This window comes from Kiloniellales bacterium, assembly GCA_030066685.1.
Classification (GTDB): domain Bacteria; phylum Pseudomonadota; class Alphaproteobacteria; order Kiloniellales; family JAKSBE01; genus JAKSBE01.
Genome location: JASJBF010000002.1, coordinates 82,801 through 103,518, shown reverse-complemented (window position 1 = coordinate 103,518; position 20,718 = coordinate 82,801). Strand labels below are relative to the sequence as shown.

Below are 20,718 nucleotides of genomic sequence, written 5' to 3'. Positions count from 1 at the left end.
CGGGCGCAGCATTTCCGGGCCGGCGCTCGACCTGCAGCGTGGCTCAGCCGGCCTCGACTAGGTCGCGCATGAAGGCCGGCAGCACGAAGGCGGCCTTGTGCAGTTCCGGCGTGTAGTAGCGGGTCTCAAGCCCGGCCTCGGCGTAGCGGACGGCCAGGGTCTCGACCGAGATTTCCAGGTGCGCCGCGTCGTCGCTGCCCCAGCCGAAGGCCATGTCGCCGCCGACGTAGCTCGGCACCGCCGCCCGGTAGCAGGCCGGCGCGGCGAAGATCCGGCGGAAGATCGCCATGGTCTGGCGCAGCTCCTCTGCCTGGAGGAAGGGCACGCCGTTCTGGGTGACCAGGATCCCGCTCGGCGCCAGGAGCCGCCGGCAGTCCCGGTAGAAGGCCTCGGTGAAGAGGGCCTCGCCCGGGCCGATGGGATCGGTGGAGTCGATGATCGCGACGTCGAAGCGCTGCTCCGTCTCGGCGGCGAAGCGCGCGCCGTCGGCGAAGGCCAGCTCCAGGCGCGGGTCGTCGAAGGCGCCCTTGGAGATCGATGCCAGGTGACGGCGCGAGAACTCGACCACCGAGGGGTCGATCTCGACCATGGTCACCCGCTCGACCGAGCGGTGCTTCAGGACCTCCTCGGCCATGCCGCCGTCGCCGCCGCCGATGATAAGCACCCGCTGGGCGGCGCCGTGGGCGAGGATCGGCAGGTGGGCGAGCATCTCGTGGTAGATGAACTCGTCGGCCTCGGTGACCTGGGTGACCTCGTCCAGGAAGAGCATGCGCCCGAAGATCCGATTGCGGATCAGGCAGAGGCTCTGCGCGCCGCTCCGTCCCTCGTGGAGGACCTCCTCGGCCTCAAAGGCGGCGGCCATGCCGGGGTGGAGGATCTCCTCGATGCGCCGGGTCATCGCGGCACCTCCCGCCCCCGGCGCAGCTCCTGCACAGCGAGCCTCTGCGGCGCGAAAGCCTCGCGCAGCACCGGGACGCTGGCCTCCGGCCGGGCGTCGCCGCACATGAAGACGTCGAGGGCGGCGTAACCGCATTCCGGCCAGGTGTGGATCGAGATGTGGGACTCCGCCAGGACGGCCACGCCCGAGACGCCGCCGTTGGGGGTAAAGTGGTGCAGGTCGATGTTCAGCAGGGTCGCGCCGGCCGCCTCGACGCAGGCGACCAGGGTCTCGCGGACGAAGGCCAGGTCGTCGAGGCGCTCGGCCTGCCAGAGGTCGACGATCAGGTGGGTGCCGGCGAAGCGCTCGCCGTCGCGGACGATGAAGAAGTCCTTGCGGTCCTCCTCGACCGGGGTGATCTCGATCGCGGCGGTCTCGGCCCGCAGCGCCTCTACAGCCCGCAGGCCTGCCGTAGTGTCTCGCATCGCATCCTCCGTGCCGGGCCACGCCGAGGCCCGCCGTTCTTCGTTCACGTTCGGTCGTTCGGGATCCCCTGGTCGCCCCGGGGCCGGGCCCGCCGTCAGGCGGCGCAGATACTGAATGTCGGCATGGGCATTCTCCCCGTCAGCCAGCCGGGCGATCCGGCGCCCAACAAAAGAGACGCTCCCGCCGTTGCTTGGGCCCGGCCGTTCCGCGGGCCTTGCCAGAGGCACGTGCGATTGCGTTCCAAGCTTTGACATGGCCGCCGAAGCGAGGCTTGTCAATGATCGCGGCGGCCGGGCCAAGAAAACGCCAAGTCGTTGCGAGAACCTCGGCCGGCGCGACACTTTCGTATCGCTGCCAGGGCAGCCGGAGGAATGTCCGATCGCCGGCCTTGAAGCGGCGGCTGCAGCCCCAAGGTGTAAAGGGCGGCGCCGACACAGGCACTTTCAGAGGAGAGACCCCGAGACATGACCGATATCAACCAGGAGGCCGCCAAGGCCGTGGAGCAGATGAAGCAGCTGCGCGACGAGCTGGCCCTCAAGATCCACCTGGGCAGCATGGAGGCCAAGTCCGAGTGGGAGGAGCTGGAGAAGAAGTGGACCGACTTCGAGGCCAAGGCCCGTCTCGACGAGACCACGGAGGGCCTGTCCCAGGCCGTCTCGCTGCTCGCCGACGAGATCAAGGCCGGCTACGACCGGATCCGCAAGGCCCTCTAGCGGGGCGCCGGGCTCAGGCCCCGCCCTGCATCGCCCGCAGCAGGCACTGGGCGACCTCCAGGTAGGAGGAGTTCGGCATGTGGAACCAGCGCAGGAAGGCCGCAGTCTCCATCTCGCCCTTCAGCCAGGCTTCCAGCAGGCGCTGGCTGACCGGATGCAGGCGCTCCGGCAGGCAGACCAGGATCTGCGGTGGCATTCCGCTCCTCCCGCTCGGGCTCGTGGGACCGGGATGCCACGACACCCCGCCGTCGGGCGGAGCTTAGCGGCTCAGGCTACCGAAGGCCAGCCGACCCCGCGCGTGCCGCGAGGCCGGGGCGCCGACGAAGCGAGCAGCCTGCGTTCATTCGAACGCAGATGAGCTGCTCTATCTATATGAAATAGATCAAATTATCTGCGCTCAATTGAGTCCAACTGAGCGCAGTTTGATCTAGCGCTGGCGCTCGCCCTTGAAGCGCTCCAGGATGAAGTCGATCAGCTCGAGGACGCTCTTGGCCGCGCGGTCGGTCGTGTTCCCACTCGCGGGCAGGCGGTACTGCTTGTTGGCCATGGCGCCGCCCGACCACAGGGTGATCGGAAAGACGCCGAGCCGGTCGACGGCCCGGCGCACCGCCGGGTTTGTGGTGGCGATGTTCCGCGAGCCGAGCACCGTATCGAAGCGCAGCAGGGTATGGAGCATGCAGGTCGAGAGCCCGGAGGGCGCACCGGCGACGTTGATCCGGGCCTCGACGATGGAGTTGGCATCCTCCTTGATGCCCATCTCGCCGAGCCGGTTGTAGAGGTGCTTGACGTACATCTCCTTGTCGGTGATGGCGCACTCCTCGGCCCGCTGCGAGAAGCTCACCTTGATTTCCTTGAAGCCGTTGATGACCTCAGGCACCTCCGCCGCCCGGGCCCCTATCGGCCAAATCCCGGTCGTTACGACACCGGCCGTCCAAGCCAAGATCCCAAGAACCGCTAACGCGACACGCATATCTTCTTCCTTTACTTCACTCCTTTACACGAGGGCCGCGTGCCGCCGACACGCCCTGGGCGACAAGTTTAGAGAAGGCCGGCCCCAAAGCGAAGCGCGGAGCGCCGAATCGCCGCAGATTTCTGCCGGATTCGCCATGATCGAGGCGCCCCGAGGCGCCGGCGGTCGGCCCGTGAACCGGGACCACTCGAGCTGCGTAAGAGAAATAGGAGGCTTTGGTTATGCGACATGCCCTATCGATCCTAGTGCTCGGCCTCGCGTTCTTTGTCGTGACCCGGCCGGACGGCCGCCGTCGTTTTCGCAGCGCCGCGGCTGCCGACTAGGTTTACGCCCCGCCGCACTCGCGCGGATTCGTTCCGGAGCTAAGGCGCAGCGGGATGTGGCGTGCTCGCGTCATCTGCGCTTCTCCAACCGCTTCGCATTCGGCAAGAAGACATTGAGGCTGGCCCAGCCGGCGAGTGAACTGCCGTAGTGGATGCTCTCGATCAGTTCCGAGCGGCAATCGACCCCCAATGATGGACTTGCCGCAGCATGACATGCATCTTGTTACGGCCTTTGCGGCCCCCGCCACCGCGGCCTCGCTTACCTGCCTAGATGGACTTCCATGACCGGGAAAATGGCAGCGAAAGGGGCCGGCGCATCGTGCCTCACCTCTCGCGGCGGCCCTGCCTCATGGATGTTACCTATTATGCGTAATGGCTTATGCTGTTATGTATAAGCGGCTAAGAGCAACCAGAACGAGAGGTTTTCATGCACGTTTTGAAATGCGCACTGACACTGATCGCGTTCTGCGGCCTGGCTGCAACCGCAACAGCAGAATCACGATCGCCCATGAAGTGGCCGGCTGGCGGTCTTCTGCTTCAAGGGCGAGACGCCGGCCCCAATCAAACGATGTCTCTGAAAGTCAGGGCCGACTACGGCATTTGTTGGCTTGCGGGCGTCGTCTCTGCGACTGGCAAAGGGTCATTCGCTGTGGTTTCCCCGGACAACAGCGGCGTTTGGCAGTTGCGGGTCGGTGACGACACGACTGCAACGGCCCAATGTCTCGTGTCGAAGGATGCACCCTAGGGTCCGCACGCGCACGAGACCTTTCTTCATTCTAGCGAGTTAACCACCCTCAGATACGGTGCTTTGCCGGACCGGTCAGGGAACCAGTGGGGCGAAGACCTCCGGAACGGCCGTCGACCGGCAAAGCACCGAGACTGGAGGTCAACGCCAAGCCCTCGCAGGAGGAGCTGCACTTCCTAGGTCGGCGCCTATCGCCAACCCGGCCTCCAGCCGCTAGTCTCGCGGCCATGAGTCGCGATCCCCGAGAGGTCCTGAGCGAGGTGTTCGGCTTCGAGGCCTTTCGGGGGCAGCAGGGGGACGTCGTCGAGCACGTGGTCGCCGGCGGCGATGCCCTGGTGCTGATGCCGACCGGGGGCGGCAAGTCGCTCTGCTACCAGATCCCGGCGCTCTGTCGGTCCGGCACCGGGGTGGTGATCTCACCTCTGATCGCCCTGATGCAGGATCAGGTTGAAGCGCTGCGACAACTGGGCGTGCAGGCGGCGGCGCTGAACTCCAGCCTCGGCTATCACGCGGCGAACGAGGTCGAGCGGGCCCTGGCGGCCGGCGCCCTGGACCTGATCTACGTCGCACCCGAGCGGCTGCTGACCGACGGCTTCCTGGGCCTGCTGGACCGCTGCGAGATCGCGCTCTTCGCCATCGACGAGGCACACTGCGTCTCGCAGTGGGGCCACGACTTCCGGCCCGAGTACCGACAGCTCACCCTGCTGCGCGAGCGCTTCCCCGAGGTCCCGCGCCTGGCCCTGACCGCCACTGCCGACGGGCCGACCCGCCGCGATATCCTCACCCAGCTCGAGCTGACCGGGGGCCGGGTCTTCGCGGCCAGCTTCGACCGGCCGAACATCCGCTACCGGGTCCAGCCCAAGGCCGGCCCGCGGCGCCAGCTCAAGGCCTTCCTGGAGGCCGAGCACCGCGGCGACTCCGGCATCGTCTACTGCCTCTCCCGGGCCAAGGTCGAGGAGACGGCGCAGTGGCTGAGCGCCGAGGGCTTCACCGCCCTGCCCTACCATGCCGGCCTGGACAAGGCGGTGCGGGCCGCCAACCAGGAGCGCTTCCTGAAGGAGGAGGCGGTGGTGATGGTCGCCACCATCGCCTTCGGCATGGGCATCGACAAGCCGGACGTGCGCTTCGTCGCCCACCTCGACCTGCCCAAGAGCCTGGAGGCCTACTACCAGGAGACCGGGCGCGCCGGCCGCGACGGCCTGGCCTCAGACGCCTGGATGACCTACGGCCTGGAGGACGTGGTCAAGCTGCGCCAGTTCTCCGAGGGCTCGACCGCGCCCGATGAGCAGAAGCGGGTCGAGCGGCAAAAGCTCGACGCCCTGCTCGGCTACTGCGAGACGGTCCGCTGCCGGCGCCAGGTGCTGCTCGACTATTTCGGCGAGACCCTGGCCGCGCCCTGCGGCAACTGCGACACCTGCCTGGAGCCGGTGGCCAGCTTCGACGGCACCGAGGCGGCGCAGAAGGCGCTGTCCTGCATCTACCGGACCGGCCAGATCTTCGGCGCCGGACACCTGATCGACGTGCTGCTGGGCGGAGACACCGAAAGGATCCGCAAGTTCCGCCATCAGGCGCTCAGCACCTACGGCATCGGCGGCGACTTCAGCCGCGAGGAATGGCGCTCGATCTTCCGCCAGCTGGTCGCCCTGGGCCTGGCGGCCGTCGACGTCGAGGGCCACGGCGGCCTGCGCCTGACCGCAGAGGCGCGGCCCGTGCTGCGCGGCGAGCGCCGCATCGAGCTGCGCCGCGACCCGGTAACTCTGCGCGGCCGCGCCCGCCCGGCGGCGGCCGCCAAGGCCCGCGGGCCGGTCGACTTCGAGGACCCGGCGGCGGAGGCCCTGTTCCAGGACCTGCGCCAGTTGCGGCTGGCCCTGGCCAAGAGCCAGGGCGTACCGCCCTACGTCATCTTCCACGATTCGACCCTGGCCGAGCTGGCCCGCCTGCGCCCCAGCCGCCTGGAGCAGCTGCACGGCATCACCGGCATAGGCCAGGCCAAGCTGGAGCGCTACGGCGCGGCCTTCCTCGAGGTGATCAACACCCGGGAGGCGGGGTAGCGGCAGCCCGTCAGGCCGGCGTCTCGAGCGCGCGGCGGTTGTAGGGCAGCAGGCGCAGCAGGTTGGCCATGGCGCAGGTGCCCGAGATCCCGGCGAAGGCCAGGCCAGCGCCGACGAAGGCGCTGAGGCCATAGAACCAGGGCGAGACCAGCCATCCCAGCAGCACGCCCAGGAGGACAAAGCTGCCGGCGACGATCTGCACCTGGCGCATGATGCTGATCGGCGCCTTGCGGTCGAGGTGGGTCGGGAGGCCCGCGCGCTTCCATCCGGAGAGGCCGTCCTTCAACTGGTAGACCTCCTTGAAGCCCCGGCCGAGGATCTGCGGCGCCGCCGTGCCGGTCCGGTCGCCGCTCGCGCAGTGGAACACGGCGATCTTGTCGTGGTCGCGGGGAAAGTCCGCGGCATCGAAACCGGACAGCGGCACCAGCTGCGACCCTAGGATGTGCTCGCGGGCGTACTCGTCGCTCTCGCGGATGTCGATCAGGACCGCCCGCCCCTGGTCGAGCCAGCCCTTGGCCGTCCGGGCGTCAACTTCTCTGAGCATCATGATCAGGCCCCTCATCCTGCGGCAAGGCCGGGAACCCGAAAACCGCCGGGCTTCCTCCTGCTATTGCCTATATATTCAATAATACGAATATATAGAGAAACGCATATGAAGGTCAAGCTTTCCGGTCACGTAGGAAGCTTCGTCTCGTCCTCACCGCGGCGCCGTGCCAGATTCGACGAAGGCGGGCCGGCCTCGATTGATCTCGCTCAATTCGCGAATCCGCCCGCCGTGCGAAGGAGTAGACGGCACCCGATCAACCGTTTCGGGAGACAGGCACAGGTGAACCGCAGCCTCGTCATGGAGACGCAAGGACTGGACGACCTGATCGGCCTTCTGGCTGCCCAGGGCTACCGGGTGTTGGGCGCGCGGGAAGGCGACGGCGCGCTCGAGCTGGGCCCGATCACGGCCGCTGCCGACCTGCCCCGCGGTCGGGTCGAGGACGCCGAGGCCGGCCGGGTCCGCCTGGTCGAGGGACCCCGGGATGCCTTCTTCGACCACACCCTGCCCATGCAGGGCCTGAAGCGGGTGGTCTATCCGGCGCAGGAACGGCTGTATTCGACGGGCTCGGACCTGGCCGCAGAGGAGGTGCCGGTCGAGGCGCCGCCCACCGCGGTCATCGGGGTCCGGCCCTGCGACCTGGCCGCGCTCGACACCCTGATCACGGTCTTCGAGGGCGGACCCTTCGTCGACACGCGCTTCCGCCAAAGGCGCGAGGCCCTGCTGCTCGTCGCGGTCAACTGCATGCGGCCCGCCGCCACCTGCTTCTGCGCCTCCATGGACACGGGGCCCCGTGCCGAGCGCGGCTACGACCTGGTGCTCGACGAGCTGATCGAGGAGGGGCGGCACGTCTTCCTGGTCACCGCCGGCAGCGCGCGAGGCCGCGAGATCCTCGAACGCCTGCCCGGAGCGCCGGCCGGCGAGGCCGATCTTCGGGCCGCCCGGGCGGGCTCGCAGGCCTGCGCCGAAGCCCAGCAGCGGGAGATGGCCGGGGGCGTCGAAGCGCTGCTGAAACGCAGCTACGATCACCCACACTGGGTCGCCGTGGCCGAGCGTTGCCTGAGCTGCGCCAACTGCACCCTAGTCTGCCCGACCTGCTTCTGCGGCACGGTCGAGGACCGCTCCTCCCTCGACGGCGCCGAGGCGGAGCGCTGGCGCCGCTGGGACAGCTGCTTCACCCTGGATTTCAGCTACCTGCACGGCGGCGCCGTGCGCAAGGAAACCGCCTCGCGCTATCGGCAGTGGATCACCCACAAGCTGGCGCACTGGCACGATCAATTCGGCAGCTCCGGCTGTGTCGGCTGCGGGCGCTGCATCGGCTGGTGCCCCGTGGGCATCGACATCACGGCCGAAGCGGCGGCCTTGGCGGACGCATCGCCGCCGGTCGCAGAACTCCTTGGGAAGGACAGCTGATGTCCGACAGCAAGATCAAGTCGATGGCCGAAATCCTGGCCGCCCACCCTCTCTTCGCGGGTCTCGACCCTGGAATCACCGACCTGCTCGGCGGCTGCGCGACGAATGCGCATTTCCCCGACGGCGCCTACCTCTTCAAGGCCGAAGAGCCGGCGGACACCTTCTATCTGCTGCGCGCCGGCGACGTCGCCCTCGAGGTCAGCATGCCCGGCCGCGGCCGGCTGACCGTGCAGACCCTGCACCCCGGCCACGTGGTCGGGGCCTCCTGGATTCTGCCGCCCTATCGCTGGCGCTTCGACGCGCGCGCCGTCGGCAGCGTCCGCGCCACTGGCGTCGACGCTTCCTGCCTGCGCGGCAAGTGCGACGCCGACCCCAGCATGGGCTATCAGGTCATGCAGCGCTTCCTGCCGATCGTCGCCGAACGGCTGCAGACCACCCGCCTGCGGCTGCTCGACCTCTATGCGCCGCCGGCCGAGGTGGGCCGCGCCCTATGAAGGCAGACGTCGCCGTCGACCGGAGCGCGGCGCCCGGCGAGGCCGGGATGCTGCCGCGGCCCTTCGAGGTCCGCGCCCGGCGGCCCGAGCTGGCAGACTGCGTCACCTTGGAGATGGCGGCGCTGGACGGCCGGCCTCTCGGATTCGCCCCCGGGCAGTTCACCATGCTCTACGCCCACGGCGTTGGCGAGATCGCGATCAGCATCTCAGGTGATCCGGCCGCACCCGATACCCTGGTCCAGACGATCCGCGCCGTGGGCGCCGTCTCAGGAGCGCTCTGCGGTCTCTCGGAGGGAGACAGGCTCGGCCTGCGCGGACCGCTGGGCAAGGCCTGGCCGGTCGAACGCGCGCTGGGCAAGCATCTGATGATCGTGGCCGGGGGCCTCGGCCTCGCGCCGACGCGGCCGATCGTCTACTGGGCGCTTGCCAACCGGGAGCGGCTCAAGAGCATCGAAATCGTCTACGGGACGCGCTCGCCCGACCAGATTCTCTATCCGCAGCAGTTGCTCGGCTGGACGACCACGCCGGACGTGCGCGTCGGCGTGACGGTCGACCGGGCCGGCGGCGACTGGACGGGCCGGGTCGGCGTCGTGACCGACCTGATTCCCGGCCTGCTGCGCGATCCGGCCGAGACGGTCGCCATGGTCTGCGGGCCGGAAATCATGATGCGTTTCGCCGCCCAAGCCCTGGCCGACGCGGGCGTGCCCCAGGGCGACATCCACCTGTCCATGGAGCGCAACATGAAGTGCGGCATCGGCTGGTGCGGACACTGCCAGCTGGGGCCGCACCTGATCTGCCGGGACGGCCCGGTCTTTCCTTACCCGGCGGTCCGCGATCTCATGACGGTCTGGGAGCTCTGAGGATGAAGCCCAAGCTGGCGGTATGGAAGTTCTCGAGCTGCGACGGCTGCCAGCTCACCCTGCTGGACTGCGAAGACGAGTTGCTCGACCTCGCCGAGGCCCTGGACATCGCCTATTTCCTGGAAGCGACGCGGGCCACCCGGGCGGGGCCTTACGACATCTCCCTGGTCGAGGGCTCGGTCTCGACCGCGCACGAGGTTGAGCGCATCCAAGAGATCCGCCGCGACAGCGAGCTTCTGATCACGATCGGCGCCTGTGCCACGGCCGGCGGGATCCAGGCGCTGCGCAACAGCCTCGACCATGACGCGCTCAGGGCATCGGTCTACCCGAGCCCGCAGTTCATCGATGCGCTGGCGACCTCGACGCCGATCGCCGACCACGTGAAGGTCGACTACGAGCTGCGGGGCTGCCCGATCGACAAGCGCCAGCTGCTCGAGGCGATCTCCGCCCTGCTCAAGGGCCGCAAGCCGACGATCCCGGACTACAGCCAGTGCGCCGAGTGCAAGCTGGCCGGCACGGCCTGCGTCATGGTGACCAAGGGCGTCCCCTGCCTGGGGCCGGTCACCCGGGGCGGCTGCGGCAACCTCTGTCCCAAGGTCGGACGCGGCTGCTACGGTTGCTTCGGCCCCAAGGAGGGCGCCAACACCGAAGCGCTGGCGGCCGAGCTCGCCGCGCTGGGGACCGAGCGGCGGACGATCCGCGACCTCTTCGGCGGCTTCGCTGCCGGCGCCCCCGCCTTCGCGAAGGAAAGGCGCCGTCATGAGCGATAGCACCCGCACCATCCAGGTCGAAGCCCTCGCCCGGGTCGAGGGCGAGGGACGCTTCAAGGTCCGGCTTGAGGGCGACAAGGTCGTCAGCTCGGAGTTCAGCATCTTCGAGCCGCCGCGCTACTTCGAGGGCTTGCTGCGCGGCCGCTCCTTCCGGGACGCCCCGGACGTGACCTCGCGGATCTGCGGCATCTGCCCCATCGCCTACATCATGGGCGCGAGCCAGGCCATGGAGGACGCCCTCGGCTGGCAGATCCCGCGGCCCATCGCCGACCTGCGCCGGCTGATCTACTGCGGCGAATGGATCCAGAGCCACGTGCTGCACACCCATCTGCTGCACGCGCCGGACTTCCTCGGCCTGGAGGACTCGATCCAGCTCGCCCAATCGAACCGCAGCCTGGTCGAGCACGGCCTGGCGGCGAAAAAGACTGGCAACCGGCTAATGGAAGTGATCGGCGGTCGCAGCGTGCACCCGGTCAACACCCGGGTCGGCGGCTTCTACCGCGCCCCCGAGGCCGAGGCGGTGCAGGCCCTGATCCCCGAGCTGGAGCGTGGCGAGGCGCTCTCCATCGCGGCGCTGGAGGCCTTTTCCGGCTTCGACTTCCCCGACCTGGAGATGGACTACCTCTTCGTCGCCCTGCACCACGAGACCGACTATCCCATCGCTGAGGGGCGCATCGTCTCCTCGGCCGGCCTCGACATCGGCGTCGAGGCTTTCTCCGAGCACTTCGAAGAGCACCAGGTCCCGCACTCCAACGCCCTGCAGGGCGCAACCCTCGACGGCGAACCTTACCTCGTCGGCCCGCTGGCGCGCTTCAACCTGAATTCGGACCGCCTGCCCGCCGACATCCTTGCCCTGGCCGAGAAGGCCGGACTCGCGCCGGGCTGCCGCAATCCCTTCAAGAGCCTGCTCGCCCGCCAGGTCGAGGTGATCTACGCCTTCCGGGAAGCCGCCCGCCTTGCCCGCGCCTACGCGCCGCCCGCGCCTAGCTTCGTCGAGGGCCCGCTACGCGCCGGGACCGGCCACGGCATCACCGAGGCGCCGCGGGGCATCTGCTACCACCGCTACGAGGTCGCCGAGGACGGCGCCATCCGCGCCGCCACCATCGTGCCGCCGACCTCGCAGAACCAGCGCCAGATCGAGCTTGACCTGGTCGGCACGGTCGAGCGCTTCCACGACCTCGACGACGAGGCCCTGCAGTGGCGCTGCGAGCAGGCGATCCGCAACTACGATCCCTGCATCTCCTGCGCGACGCATTTCCTGAAGCTGGATGTCGAGCGCGCCTGACAGCGGGATCATCATCGGCGTCGGCCACAGCGAACGCCGGGACGACGGCGTCGGGCCCTACGTCGCCGGCGCTCTCAAACGACGCGGCCTGCCGGCGGTGACGCACGAAGGCGACGGCAGCGGCTTGCTGGACCTCTGGGAGGCCCGGCCCGCCTGCATCGTCATCGACGCCATCTCCGGAGGCGAAGCGCCGGGCCGCCTGCCCGTCTTCACCGACCTCGACGACCCGGCCTTTCGGCGCGCGGGCTTCGTGCACTCCACCCATCGGCTGGGCCTGCCGGAAGCCGTCGCGCTCGGCCGGACCCTTGGGCGCCTGCCGCGGCGCCTGGTCGTCATCGGCATCGCCGGCGCCAACTTCGGTTTCGGCAGCGCCCTCTCGCCACCCGTCGTAGCGGCGGCAGAGCGCCTGATCGACGCGCTCGCCGGAGCCGAAGATCCCTTCGGCGACGCCGTCCTCGCTGCTCTCGACCCGATGCGTCAGGGGCCGGCGTGACGCCGGTGCCAGACGCGGTCGGCGACAACGGCAGCCAGGGTCAGCGCGAGCGCGGCGGCCAGGAGCAGGATCGTGGTTAGCAGGTTGTCGAGCAGCGCGGGCGCGGCCAGGAGGACGACACCGAGGCCCAGCATCATCAGGCCGGAGAGCAGCTTGAGCGCGCGGCCCTGGCCCTCGGTCAGCTTCCTCGCCCCGAGGGTCACGGTGAAGACGACCACGATCACCGTCAGCGGGATCATGTAGATCACGTTGTAGGCCGCGAGGTAGAGGTAGTAGGTCGTGGCCGGCAGCTGGGCCAGGGTCAGGACCCGGGTATAGACCATCGGCAGGCCGCTGGTGCAGAGAAGCTCGTAGGTGTTGGCAGCGACGGCCAGCACAATGGTTCCGGTCAGGAGCGCGGGCAGACTCTCCGCCGAGACCAGCCCGCGCATCCGGGCAAAGAGGCCCGGCTTGGCCCGCTCCGGGATCGACAGGGACAGCCCTTTGCGAAAGCTGACGAAATCCTTGATGTTGATGAGGCCCAGCACGACGGCGACCAGTCCCGCGGCCAGGACCACGAGACGGCCCCGCTCGAGCACCAGGAAGAGGTTCAGCCAAGCGGCCATGAAGACGAAGTAGAGCAGGCCCGAGAAGAGGACGAAGATGCCGCCGACCAGGGCCATGCGGGCGCGGCTTCGGGCGTGGACCAGAAGGCTGAGCAGGAACAGCAGCACGAAAAAGGCGCAGGGGTTGAAGGCGTCCAGGCCGGCCAGCACCAGGGTGAGGGCCGGGAGCGAGAGCGCCCCCGGATCCAACGCGCCAAGCAGGGGAACGTCGACTCGGGCCTCCGGCGGTGGCTCGGTGCTGGGAAGGGGTTCATCCGCGACCAGGCGCGCATGGCAGTCGACCACTTGTCTTTCGAGGATGCGGCCCATGCCCGCGGCGCTATCGAAACCGACGATCATCTCTCCGCAGATGAAGAAGGCGGGCACGCCCCGGATCGCCTCGCCGGTCTTGGCCGCGAGCAGGCCGAAAAGCTCGAGGTTCGCGGCCGAGCGGGTAACCTCGCGGGAGTCCAAATCGAGCCAGGGATGGCGTTTCGCCAGGTCGTCGATAAAGGGTTCGGCCCGCGCACAGTGGGGGCAGGTCTCCGAGTGGAAGAAGTAGAGCTTGATCCGGAGGCCGCCCTGCGCGTCGCGGCCGTGCCACAGACCCTCGCCGGCTTCACCGCCACGGGCCGCTGCCGCCCCCTGGGACAGGGCGAGGATCAGGATCACCAGCAAGCAACGTGAAAGGCTCATCGCGCGGCCTCGACAGCATGCGCCAACCAGAAAAGACCAGATTTCCCGTCCTGCCCTTAATCTGGGTCAAAGTCGGCGCCGCGGGCAGCTTGCGGAATCCGCAGCCATCGAGCCGAGCGCCGCCGCGCCGGGAAGCTCTACTGAACCCGTTGGGCCGCCTTATCCCAAGGGCCCGATCGCAGAGCTTTTCCAAATGTGCTCTCTCATCTGTCGGCCAGTCAGATGGGCCGATCCCGCTTCAAGGTCTTCAAGCCTTCGACCAGCGCCTGGCTGTCCTCGGCAGGCAGCGGATCGAGCGGTGCCCGAACTGTCTTCCAGGCCTCCTTGCCGGTCTCGCTCGCCAGGAGCGATTTGATCGCGGGCACCACCGGACGGCCGTCGATGAGTCCCGCCACGCCCTCTACGAAAGGATCGTCCTGCCCTTCGAGAAGGCCCGCCACGGCCTGCGGGAAGATGTTGGCGAGGCCGCAAATGCTGCCCGCCGCTCCGAGCCGGACCGCCGCGGCCAGGCTCCGTTCATCGCCGACCAGAACCGCCAAGTCGCCATGGGCCCGCAGCAGGGGCATGGTATAGCTCCAGTCGCAGGAGGAATCCTTGACCCCCGCGATCGCCGAGCCCAGGGCAGATCGCAGCCGCGAGATCAGGTCGACCGTGAGGCAGGTGCCGGTCAGCGACGGGATGTTGTAGAGCAGGATGCCGCGGGCCTCTGCGCCCAAGCCGTCGGCGACCGCGACGTACCAGTCGCAGATGCCGTCCTCCGTCACCGGCTTGAAGTAGAACGGCGGGGCGAGGAGCACATGCTGCGCGCCGCGGGCGTAGGCTTGCCGGGCCTGCGTCACCGCGTCGCCGACCGCGTTGGTGATCACGGCGACGACCAGCCTCTGCCCCGAGACGCCGGCGCCCTCGAAATCGGCCAGCACCGCGGCGCGCTCGGCGAGCGAGAGCGAGGGTCCCTCGCCGGTGGTGCCGAACAGGGTGACGCTTTGGCAGCCCTGGTCGAGACACCACAGGGCGTGGTCGAATAGCCCTTCCCGGTCGAGCGACCCGTCGGACCGGAAGGGAGTCGCCAGCGCGACGGACAGGCCGAACCCGGGCGCTTCACCCACCAAGACCCATGCCTTTCAGCATCAGCACTTCAGTCTTTTTCATCCGATCATTGATCGTGGCAAAGAGTCGGGAGTCCAGAGAATTGTTGGGCTTCGGGAACTCCGATAAGGTTGCGCGAAACGAGAAAGACTGGGAGGAGAAGCATGAAGTTCCTGAAAGCCTCGGCCTTTGCGCTGGCCGCCGCGATGGCGGTCTCGGCGGTCACCCCGGCGTCGGCGCAGGACAAGATCCGCCTGCGCATGTCGACCCCGGCCTCGGAGACGGACTTCAGGTCGGTCGGCCTGGCGACGACCTTCGCGGAGGGCGTCAGCGACTTCGCCGTCTACGAGCCGCACTACAACGACTCGCTGTTCAAGCAGGGCACCGAGCTCGTCGCCATCGCCCGCGGCAACCTCGAGATGTCGATCACCTCGGCTCAGGAGCTGGCCAAGCTGATCCCGGAATGGTCGATCTTCACCGCCGGCTACCTGATGCGCGACGCCGAGCACCAGCGAAAGGTCTTCGACGGCGACATCGGCCGGGAGATGTACCAGCTGGCCGAGGATAGGCTGGGCGTTAAGCTGCTGTCGGTGATGTACTTCGGCACCCGCCAGCTCAACCTCCGCGGCGACAAGAAGATCATGACCCCGGAGGACCTCGAAGGCGTGAAGCTGCGCATGCCGGGCACCGATGCCTGGCAGTTCCTGGGCAAGGCGCTGGGCGCCAACCCGACGCCCATGGCCTTCACCGAGGTCTACACCGGCCTGCAGACCGGCGCGATCGACGGCCAGGACAACCCGCTTCCGACCGACAAGGACCGCAAGTTCTACGAGGTCACCGACCAGATCATCCTGACCAGCCATCTGGTCGACATGAACTTCCTCGCCTTCTCCAAGAAGGTCTGGGACGGCCTGACGCCAGAGCAGCAGACGGTGGTGATGGACTCGGCCAGGACGGCCTCGGCGGAGATCACCAAGACCATCCTGGAGAACGAGGCTCAGCTGGTTGAGTTCTTCAAGGGCGAGGGCCTCAAGGTCTACACGCCCGACGTCGAGGCCTTCCGGACCCGGGCCCAGAAGATGTACCAGGAGTCTGACTTCTCCAAGGACTGGCCCGAAGGCCTGCTCGAGCGGATCAACGCCGTCAAGTAGCGGGCCGGCGGCACCGTGAGGGGGCGCAGCGCCTGGCGGCGCGGCATCGCCTGGCTGAAGGACCGGGCCGACAACGTCGCGGTGGCATTGTTGGCCGCGATGTTCGTCTCCTTCATCCTGCAGATCCTGTTCCGCTACGTCGTCGGCGCGCCGCTGACCTGGACTCTCGAGGCCTGTCTTCTGACCTGGCTTTGGCTGGTCTTCTGGTGCGCCGGATTCCTGCTCGATGACCGGGACCACGTGAAGTTCGACATCCTCTATGCCGCCGCGGCGCCGCCGCTCCGGCGCGTCTTCGCCATCGTCTCGGCGCTGGTCATCGTCGTCGCCTTCGCCGCCGCCCTGCCGGCGACCTTCGACTTCATCGCCTTCATGAGGATCGAGTCCAGTTCCAGCCTTGGGGTCCGGCTGGACTACGTCTTCGCCTGCTACCTGATCTTCAGCGCCGGCGTTCTGGTCCGCTACGGACTGCGTGCGCTCGGTCGTCTGTCTTCGGGCGAGGCAGCGGAAGCGCCGGCGGATCCGGACCGATCCCGGTGAGCTTCGCCTTCCTGGCCTGCCTGGCGCTGCTCTTCGGTCTGGCCGCGATCGGGGCGCCGATCGCACTCTCCATGATCGTCGCCGCGATCGCCTACCTCGCGGTCACCGGACAGGATCTCGGGCTGGCCTCCGAACAGGCCCTGCAGGGGCTCTTCACCAGCTTCATCCTGCTGGCCGTGCCGCTGTTCATCGTCGCCGCCAACATCATGAACGCGGGCACGATCTCCGACCGCCTGCTGAACTTCTGCGTCGCGCTGGTCGGCCGGTTCCGCGGCGGGCTCGGCCACGTCAACGTGGTCGCCAGCCTGATCTTCTCCGGCATGTCCGGCTCGGCAATCGCCGACGCCGCGGGGATCGGCAAGATCATCATCGAGATGATGACCAAGGACGGCCGCTACAGCCCCGGCTACGCCGCCGCGATCACCGCCGCCTCGGCGACCATCGGCCCGATCATCCCGCCCTCCATTCCCATGGTGCTCTACGCCCTGGTCTCGGACAGCTCGATCGGCTACCTCTTCCTCGGCGGGATCCTTCCCGGACTGCTGATGGGCGCGGTCCTGATGGCCATGAACGCCAGGATCGCGGCCCGCCGCGGCATGGCGATCGAGGAACCGGTGCCCCTGTCGCGCCTGCCCGGGCTGACCCTGACCGCCTTCCCGGCGCTGCTGATGCCGGTCATCCTGCTGACCGGGATCTACGGCGGCGTCACCACGCCGACCGAGGCGGCGGCGGTGGCCGCCTTCTACGCCCTGCTCCTGGCCGGCCTGTTCTACCGGGCGCTGTCCCTGGGCGCGCTCTACCAGATCTTCTCGGCCAGCGCCCGCTCCTCCGCCGCGGTCGGCCTGGTGATCGGCGGCGCGCTGATCTTCAACTTCATCGTCGCCAGCGAGAACATCCCCAACGCCCTGGCCGACGCCCTGAAAGGGGTCGAGCTCTCGCCGGTCCTCTTCCTGCTGATGGTCAACCTGATCGTCCTGGTGATCGGCTGCGTCCTCGACGCCACGACCATCCTCCTGGTCATCGTCCCGCTGTTCATCCCGACCTGCCGGGAGCTGGGGATCGACCTGGTGCACTTCGGCGTCGTGGTGGTGGTCAACGCCATGATCGGCCTGATAACCCCGCCCTACGGCGTCCTGCTCTTCGTGATCAACGCCACGACCGGGATCCCGCTCAAGGCCATCATCCGCGAGATCTTGCCCTTCCTCGCCGTCCTGATCGCCGCCCTCTTGGCCATCACCTTCCTGCCGGACCTGGTGCTGTTCCTGCCAGAACAGTTCGGCTACCGATAGCTGGGGAACAGCCAAGGCACCGCCGGCGCCGTCCTTTTGGCGACCCTTGTGCAGGAGTCCACTATACTGTCGCGAGGCGGCAAGACCGTCTTCATATCGATGTCTGGAGGCGTTCGTGACGCAGCGTTTCGTCAGGCTGGTTTCTATCTGGGCTTTGATGCTGCTCAGTCTATGGGTCGGCATTTCCATCTACCGAGACCTCTTCCTGGTCGCAGATGCGCCTCGGGCGATTACGCCGAGAGGCGATCTCGCCGAGTTCGAGAAGGTGAACATCGAGCTCTTCGAAAGCGTGTCTCCTTCGGTGGTTTACATCTTCTCCCGGGTCAGGCTCCTGGAGCCCTTCGCCCGCCGACCGCAAGGTCAGACGGGAACCGGCTCCGGCTTCGTCTGGGACGGCGCCGGCCATGTGGTCACCAACTTTCACGTCGTGGACGGCGCCTCGGAGGTGGCCGTGAAGCTGGACAGCGGCGAGGCGATCCCGGCCAAGATCGTCGGTACGGCGCCGGACTACGATCTCGCGGTGTTGCGGCTGCGTTCCCGCTTCTCGAGCCTGCAGCCGATCCCGGTGGGCACGTCCGGCGATCTGCAGACGGGACAGGCGGTCTTCGCGATCGGCAACCCCTATGGCCTGAGCAGGACGCTGACCACTGGAATCATCAGCGCCCTCGACCGTCGATTGCCCACCGAAACCGGACGTGAGATCAGAGGCGTCATACAGACCGATGCCGCCATCAACCCGGGCAATTCCGGCGGTCCGCTTCTCGATTCCGCCGGACGGCTGATCGGCGTGAACACGGCCATCATCTCCGGGTCCGGGGCTTCGGCCGGGATCGGCTTCGCTGTTCCGGTCGACATCGTCAACCGGATCGTGCCCCAACTCATCGCGACCGGCAAAGCCCCACGTCCAGGCATCGGCATATCGGCCGCCTCGGAAGAGGCGGCCGCGAGAGCAGGCATCGACGGCATCATCGTCGTCGATGTCCTTCAAGACGGCAGCGCCGCGACCGCCGGTCTCCGCGGAATCGATCCACAGAGCGGGGCCATCGGCGACGTGATCACGCACGTCAACGGGAAACCCGTGAGGACGATTGCAGAGTTCGCCGCCGAGCTGGAAGCGATCGGGGTCGGTAACCCGGCGGAGCTGACGGTCCGGCGACAAGGCCGCGAGGTCTTCGTGAGCGTCACCGTCGCGGACATCTCCTGACTGAGATCTTTGGAGAGATCACCATCGGCCCGGTCTCGGGGCCTCAAGCGGACCATGGCACGACCGGCATTCTGCGATGGTCCGACACCTTGAAAAGACCCGGCAGATTGCCCAAGTCGCCAGCGAGGGCTGGCACTCTCATCTTGAGAGTGCCAAACTTGGCTGGACCCCTGGTCGGCCAGACCCGTTACACGTTGCTTGCTGAAAGGATGTGTAGCCATGGCACGGCTTTTTCCCGATCCCTTCGAGACGCTGTTCAACCTGCAACGAAGCCTCGATGCCTTTCGCGCCAGCGACTGGCTCGCTCGCGGGCCGAGCGGCAGGGGAGGCTATCCGCCGCTGAATGTCTTTCGTCAGGGCGACGACTTCGTGATTCTCACCGAGCTGCCGGGCATTCGTCGCGAGGACGTTGACATCAGGGTCCATGGTGACCGGATCCGCATCGCAGGCCGGAAGTCCATCGACTATGGCGAGGGCGTAAGCCTCCATCGCCGCGAGCGGATCTCGGGAGCCTTCGACCGCACGGTCGCGATCCCGGTTGAGGTCGATGCAGACCGCGTCAAGGCCGAGTACCGCGACGGTGTTCTGGCGCTCTTCCTGCCGCGCGCAGAGCGCGACAAGCCCAAGTCCATCACCGTCAGGTGACGTCGCAACGGAAGCCTCGGCGTGACATGGAGTAGAAGCGATGACCGAAACAGACAGGAGATCCCTGGAAGTCCAAGAAAAGAAGGAACTGGTCGAGAAGGAGGAGATGACGGTTCCGGCACGGTACTATGTGCCCTACACGGACATTTTCGAAACGGAGAACGCGCTTACCGTCGTGATGGAGATGGCGGGCGTCACCAAAGACAACGTGAGCATTGAGATCGAGAACGACGTTCTGAAGGTGGAAGGGCGGATCGACTTCTCCGACTACGCGGAGATGCAGCCGGTTTACACCGAATACAACGTCGGCCACTACAGCCGGAAGTTCGGCCTCCCAGCTAAGGTCGATCGGGAGAAGATCTCCGCCGACATCGATGACGGCGTGCTCACGCTGACCCTTCCGAAGGCCGAGGAAGCGAAGCCGCGGAAGATCACGATCAGCTGACGGACGCGTCGTTTCCAACAGCGGGGAGAGCCTGTACTCTCCCCCCGCTGTCATTACTCACGCCCTTCCCCCGCGACGAAGGGCGCTTCAGGCCGGGTCTTTGCCGACCCCTCGGCCGTCAAAGCAAGCGTCAGGGCCGCGGCGGCGGCGCTCGGCAGCCCGCGGTTCCAACCTCTCAGGCATGACGACGCGGCACCAAGCCGAAGCCTGTCCTAGGTCAAGGTCGAACCCAACCGGATGGGAGCCGCCACAGCCGGGATTGACGCCTACTTCGAGCTTTTGCTTTCAAGTTGCGTTCAAGAGCTCGACCGGCTGATCCCTGCGGCGGCTGGTAAGTAACTGATTGAAATGGTGGGCGCGGCTGGGATTGAACCAGCGACCCCTACGATGTCAACGTAGTGCTCTCCCGCTGAGCTACGCGCCCTTGAACCGGTGACGGCGGGACCCTTGCGAGGGGTGGCCGGAAATAGCACCGCTGCGGCCTCTTTGGCAAGTCCCGCGGCGCGGGAAAAGGCGCGCTCCGGTCCGCTCGGCGATGAGGGGCTGTCGGGCCGGCCCGCTCAGGCGGCCAGCATGCGGTCGACCTGGTTGACCAGGTCGCGCAGGTGGAAGGGTTTGGAGAGGACGCGGGTGCCCTTGGGGGTCTGCTCCTTGGCCTTGAGCGCCACGGCGGCGAAGCCGGTGATGAACATGACCTTGAGGCCCGGCTGCTCCTTGGCGGCCCGGCGGGCCAGCTCGATCCCGTCGAGCCCCGGCATGACCACGTCGGCCAGCAGCAGATCGTAGCACTTGCGGCTGACCGCATCGAAGGCGTCCAGGCCGTTGCCGAAGGCCTCGACCTCGTAGCCCGCGCGCTGCAGCGCCTTGGCCAGGAACTGACGCATGACATCGTCGTCCTCAGCCAAGAGAATGCGTGCCATTCCTGGTCCCAAAGTGCTCATCTCGTCCTGTCTCGCTGGGCCGTCCGGGGCCCTCCCCAAGCCGGACTATACCCCAGGCCGGCGAAAGAGGAAGGGGGCATCTGCAAGCCCTTGTAACGGCATGCGCCTTGCAGGCC

At 67.6% G+C, this 20,718-nt stretch carries 22 protein-coding genes and 1 tRNA gene; 14 read left to right on the top strand and 9 right to left on the bottom strand.

Features of this window, described 5'->3' with window-relative positions:
* Positions 1-43: 43 nt before the first annotated feature.
* Positions 44-898: a polyamine aminopropyltransferase gene (speE, locus tag QNJ30_02585; GenBank protein MDJ0942318.1), complete on the bottom strand. Its 855-nt coding sequence runs from the start codon at positions 896-898 to the stop codon at positions 44-46.
* A complete protein-coding gene (gene speD, locus QNJ30_02580) occupies positions 895-1,362 on the bottom strand; it encodes an adenosylmethionine decarboxylase (GenBank protein MDJ0942317.1) in 468 nt (155 codons plus the stop codon). Before speD ends, speE begins: the two co-directional genes overlap by 4 nt.
* A 465-nt stretch (positions 1,363-1,827) precedes the next feature.
* Between speD and QNJ30_02575 the strand changes: the two genes are divergently transcribed.
* Positions 1,828-2,076 carry a hypothetical protein gene (locus QNJ30_02575; GenBank protein MDJ0942316.1) on the top strand — a complete coding sequence of 83 codons (249 nt, stop codon included), beginning with the start codon at positions 1,828-1,830 and terminating at the stop codon, positions 2,074-2,076.
* 13 nt (positions 2,077-2,089) lie between these two features.
* Here QNJ30_02575 and QNJ30_02570 read toward each other — a convergent pair whose 3' ends face one another.
* Together QNJ30_02570 and QNJ30_02565 are read right to left on the bottom strand one after the other, a co-directional pair.
* On the bottom strand, positions 2,090-2,272 hold the full coding sequence (locus QNJ30_02570; protein MDJ0942315.1) for a hypothetical protein: 183 nt from the start codon (positions 2,270-2,272) through the stop codon (positions 2,090-2,092).
* 231 nt (positions 2,273-2,503) lie between these two features.
* A complete protein-coding gene (locus QNJ30_02565; protein MDJ0942314.1) occupies positions 2,504-2,953 on the bottom strand; it encodes a hypothetical protein in 450 nt (149 codons plus the stop codon).
* 1,388 nt (positions 2,954-4,341) lie between these two features.
* On the opposite strand from QNJ30_02565, the gene recQ reads away from it, so the two are divergent.
* A complete protein-coding gene (recQ, locus tag QNJ30_02560; GenBank protein MDJ0942313.1) occupies positions 4,342-6,165 on the top strand; it encodes a DNA helicase RecQ in 1,824 nt (607 codons plus the stop codon).
* A gap of 10 nt (positions 6,166-6,175) precedes the next feature.
* On the opposite strand, the gene QNJ30_02555 is transcribed toward recQ, so the two are convergent.
* A complete protein-coding gene (locus tag QNJ30_02555; protein ID MDJ0942312.1) occupies positions 6,176-6,712 on the bottom strand; it encodes a rhodanese-like domain-containing protein in 537 nt (178 codons plus the stop codon).
* 279 nt (positions 6,713-6,991) lie between these two features.
* Between QNJ30_02555 and QNJ30_02550 the strand changes: the two genes are divergently transcribed.
* Genes QNJ30_02550 through QNJ30_02525 form a run of 6 tightly spaced genes read left to right on the top strand, consistent with a single transcriptional unit; the run spans position 6,992 to position 12,024 of the window.
* The gene (locus QNJ30_02550; protein MDJ0942311.1) at positions 6,992-8,122 is read left to right on the top strand and encodes a 4Fe-4S dicluster domain-containing protein; all 1,131 of its coding nucleotides are present in this window, start codon (positions 6,992-6,994) and stop codon (positions 8,120-8,122) included.
* Positions 8,122-8,616: a cyclic nucleotide-binding domain-containing protein gene (locus QNJ30_02545; protein MDJ0942310.1), complete on the top strand. Its 495-nt coding sequence runs from the start codon at positions 8,122-8,124 to the stop codon at positions 8,614-8,616. The genes QNJ30_02550 and QNJ30_02545 overlap by 1 nt, the downstream gene beginning before the upstream one ends.
* Entirely contained in the window at positions 8,613-9,476 is an 864-nt protein-coding gene (locus tag QNJ30_02540) for an FAD/NAD(P)-binding protein (GenBank protein ID MDJ0942309.1), read from the top strand. Before QNJ30_02545 ends, QNJ30_02540 begins: the two co-directional genes overlap by 4 nt.
* A 2-nt stretch (positions 9,477-9,478) precedes the next feature.
* Positions 9,479-10,246 carry an oxidoreductase gene (locus tag QNJ30_02535; protein ID MDJ0942308.1) on the top strand — a complete coding sequence of 256 codons (768 nt, stop codon included), beginning with the start codon at positions 9,479-9,481 and terminating at the stop codon, positions 10,244-10,246.
* Positions 10,236-11,531, top strand: a complete 1,296-nt coding sequence (locus QNJ30_02530; GenBank protein ID MDJ0942307.1) for a nickel-dependent hydrogenase large subunit — start codon at positions 10,236-10,238, stop codon at positions 11,529-11,531. The genes QNJ30_02535 and QNJ30_02530 overlap by 11 nt, the downstream gene beginning before the upstream one ends.
* The gene (locus QNJ30_02525) at positions 11,515-12,024 is read left to right on the top strand and encodes a hydrogenase maturation protease (protein MDJ0942306.1); all 510 of its coding nucleotides are present in this window, start codon (positions 11,515-11,517) and stop codon (positions 12,022-12,024) included. The genes QNJ30_02530 and QNJ30_02525 overlap by 17 nt, the downstream gene beginning before the upstream one ends.
* Here QNJ30_02525 and QNJ30_02520 read toward each other — a convergent pair.
* Entirely contained in the window at positions 12,009-13,304 is a 1,296-nt protein-coding gene (locus QNJ30_02520) for a hypothetical protein (protein MDJ0942305.1), read from the bottom strand. The two genes, QNJ30_02525 and QNJ30_02520, sit on opposite strands and share 16 nt — an antisense overlap.
* Before the next feature lie 218 nt (positions 13,305-13,522).
* On the bottom strand, positions 13,523-14,410 hold the full coding sequence (locus QNJ30_02515) for a dihydrodipicolinate synthase family protein (protein ID MDJ0942304.1): 888 nt from the start codon (positions 14,408-14,410) through the stop codon (positions 13,523-13,525).
* Positions 14,411-14,554: 144 nt separating this feature from the next.
* On the opposite strand from QNJ30_02515, the gene QNJ30_02510 reads away from it, so the two are divergent.
* The 6 genes from QNJ30_02510 to QNJ30_02485 all read left to right on the top strand — a co-directional run bounded on the left by QNJ30_02510 (position 14,555) and on the right by QNJ30_02485 (position 19,661).
* Complete coding sequence (locus QNJ30_02510; protein ID MDJ0942303.1) at positions 14,555-15,541, top strand: sialic acid TRAP transporter substrate-binding protein SiaP; 987 nt, start codon at positions 14,555-14,557, stop codon at positions 15,539-15,541.
* 15 nt (positions 15,542-15,556) lie between these two features.
* On the top strand, positions 15,557-16,078 hold the full coding sequence (locus tag QNJ30_02505) for a TRAP transporter small permease subunit (protein ID MDJ0942302.1): 522 nt from the start codon (positions 15,557-15,559) through the stop codon (positions 16,076-16,078).
* The gene (locus tag QNJ30_02500; GenBank protein MDJ0942301.1) at positions 16,075-17,367 is read left to right on the top strand and encodes a TRAP transporter large permease; all 1,293 of its coding nucleotides are present in this window, start codon (positions 16,075-16,077) and stop codon (positions 17,365-17,367) included. The genes QNJ30_02505 and QNJ30_02500 overlap by 4 nt, the downstream gene beginning before the upstream one ends.
* Before the next feature lie 115 nt (positions 17,368-17,482).
* Complete coding sequence (locus tag QNJ30_02495) at positions 17,483-18,571, top strand: trypsin-like peptidase domain-containing protein (protein ID MDJ0942300.1); 1,089 nt, start codon at positions 17,483-17,485, stop codon at positions 18,569-18,571.
* Between the two features lie 219 nt (positions 18,572-18,790).
* Positions 18,791-19,216, top strand: a complete 426-nt coding sequence (locus QNJ30_02490; GenBank protein ID MDJ0942299.1) for an Hsp20/alpha crystallin family protein — start codon at positions 18,791-18,793, stop codon at positions 19,214-19,216.
* A gap of 40 nt (positions 19,217-19,256) precedes the next feature.
* On the top strand, positions 19,257-19,661 hold the full coding sequence (locus QNJ30_02485) for an Hsp20/alpha crystallin family protein (GenBank protein MDJ0942298.1): 405 nt from the start codon (positions 19,257-19,259) through the stop codon (positions 19,659-19,661).
* Positions 19,662-20,010: 349 nt separating this feature from the next.
* Here the strand turns inward: QNJ30_02485 and QNJ30_02480 are convergent.
* Both QNJ30_02480 and QNJ30_02475 read right to left on the bottom strand, forming a co-directional pair.
* Positions 20,011-20,085: transfer RNA gene (locus QNJ30_02480), tRNA-Val, on the bottom strand.
* A gap of 136 nt (positions 20,086-20,221) precedes the next feature.
* Entirely contained in the window at positions 20,222-20,581 is a 360-nt protein-coding gene (locus QNJ30_02475; protein ID MDJ0942297.1) for a response regulator, read from the bottom strand.
* Positions 20,582-20,718: the final 137 nt, after the last annotated feature.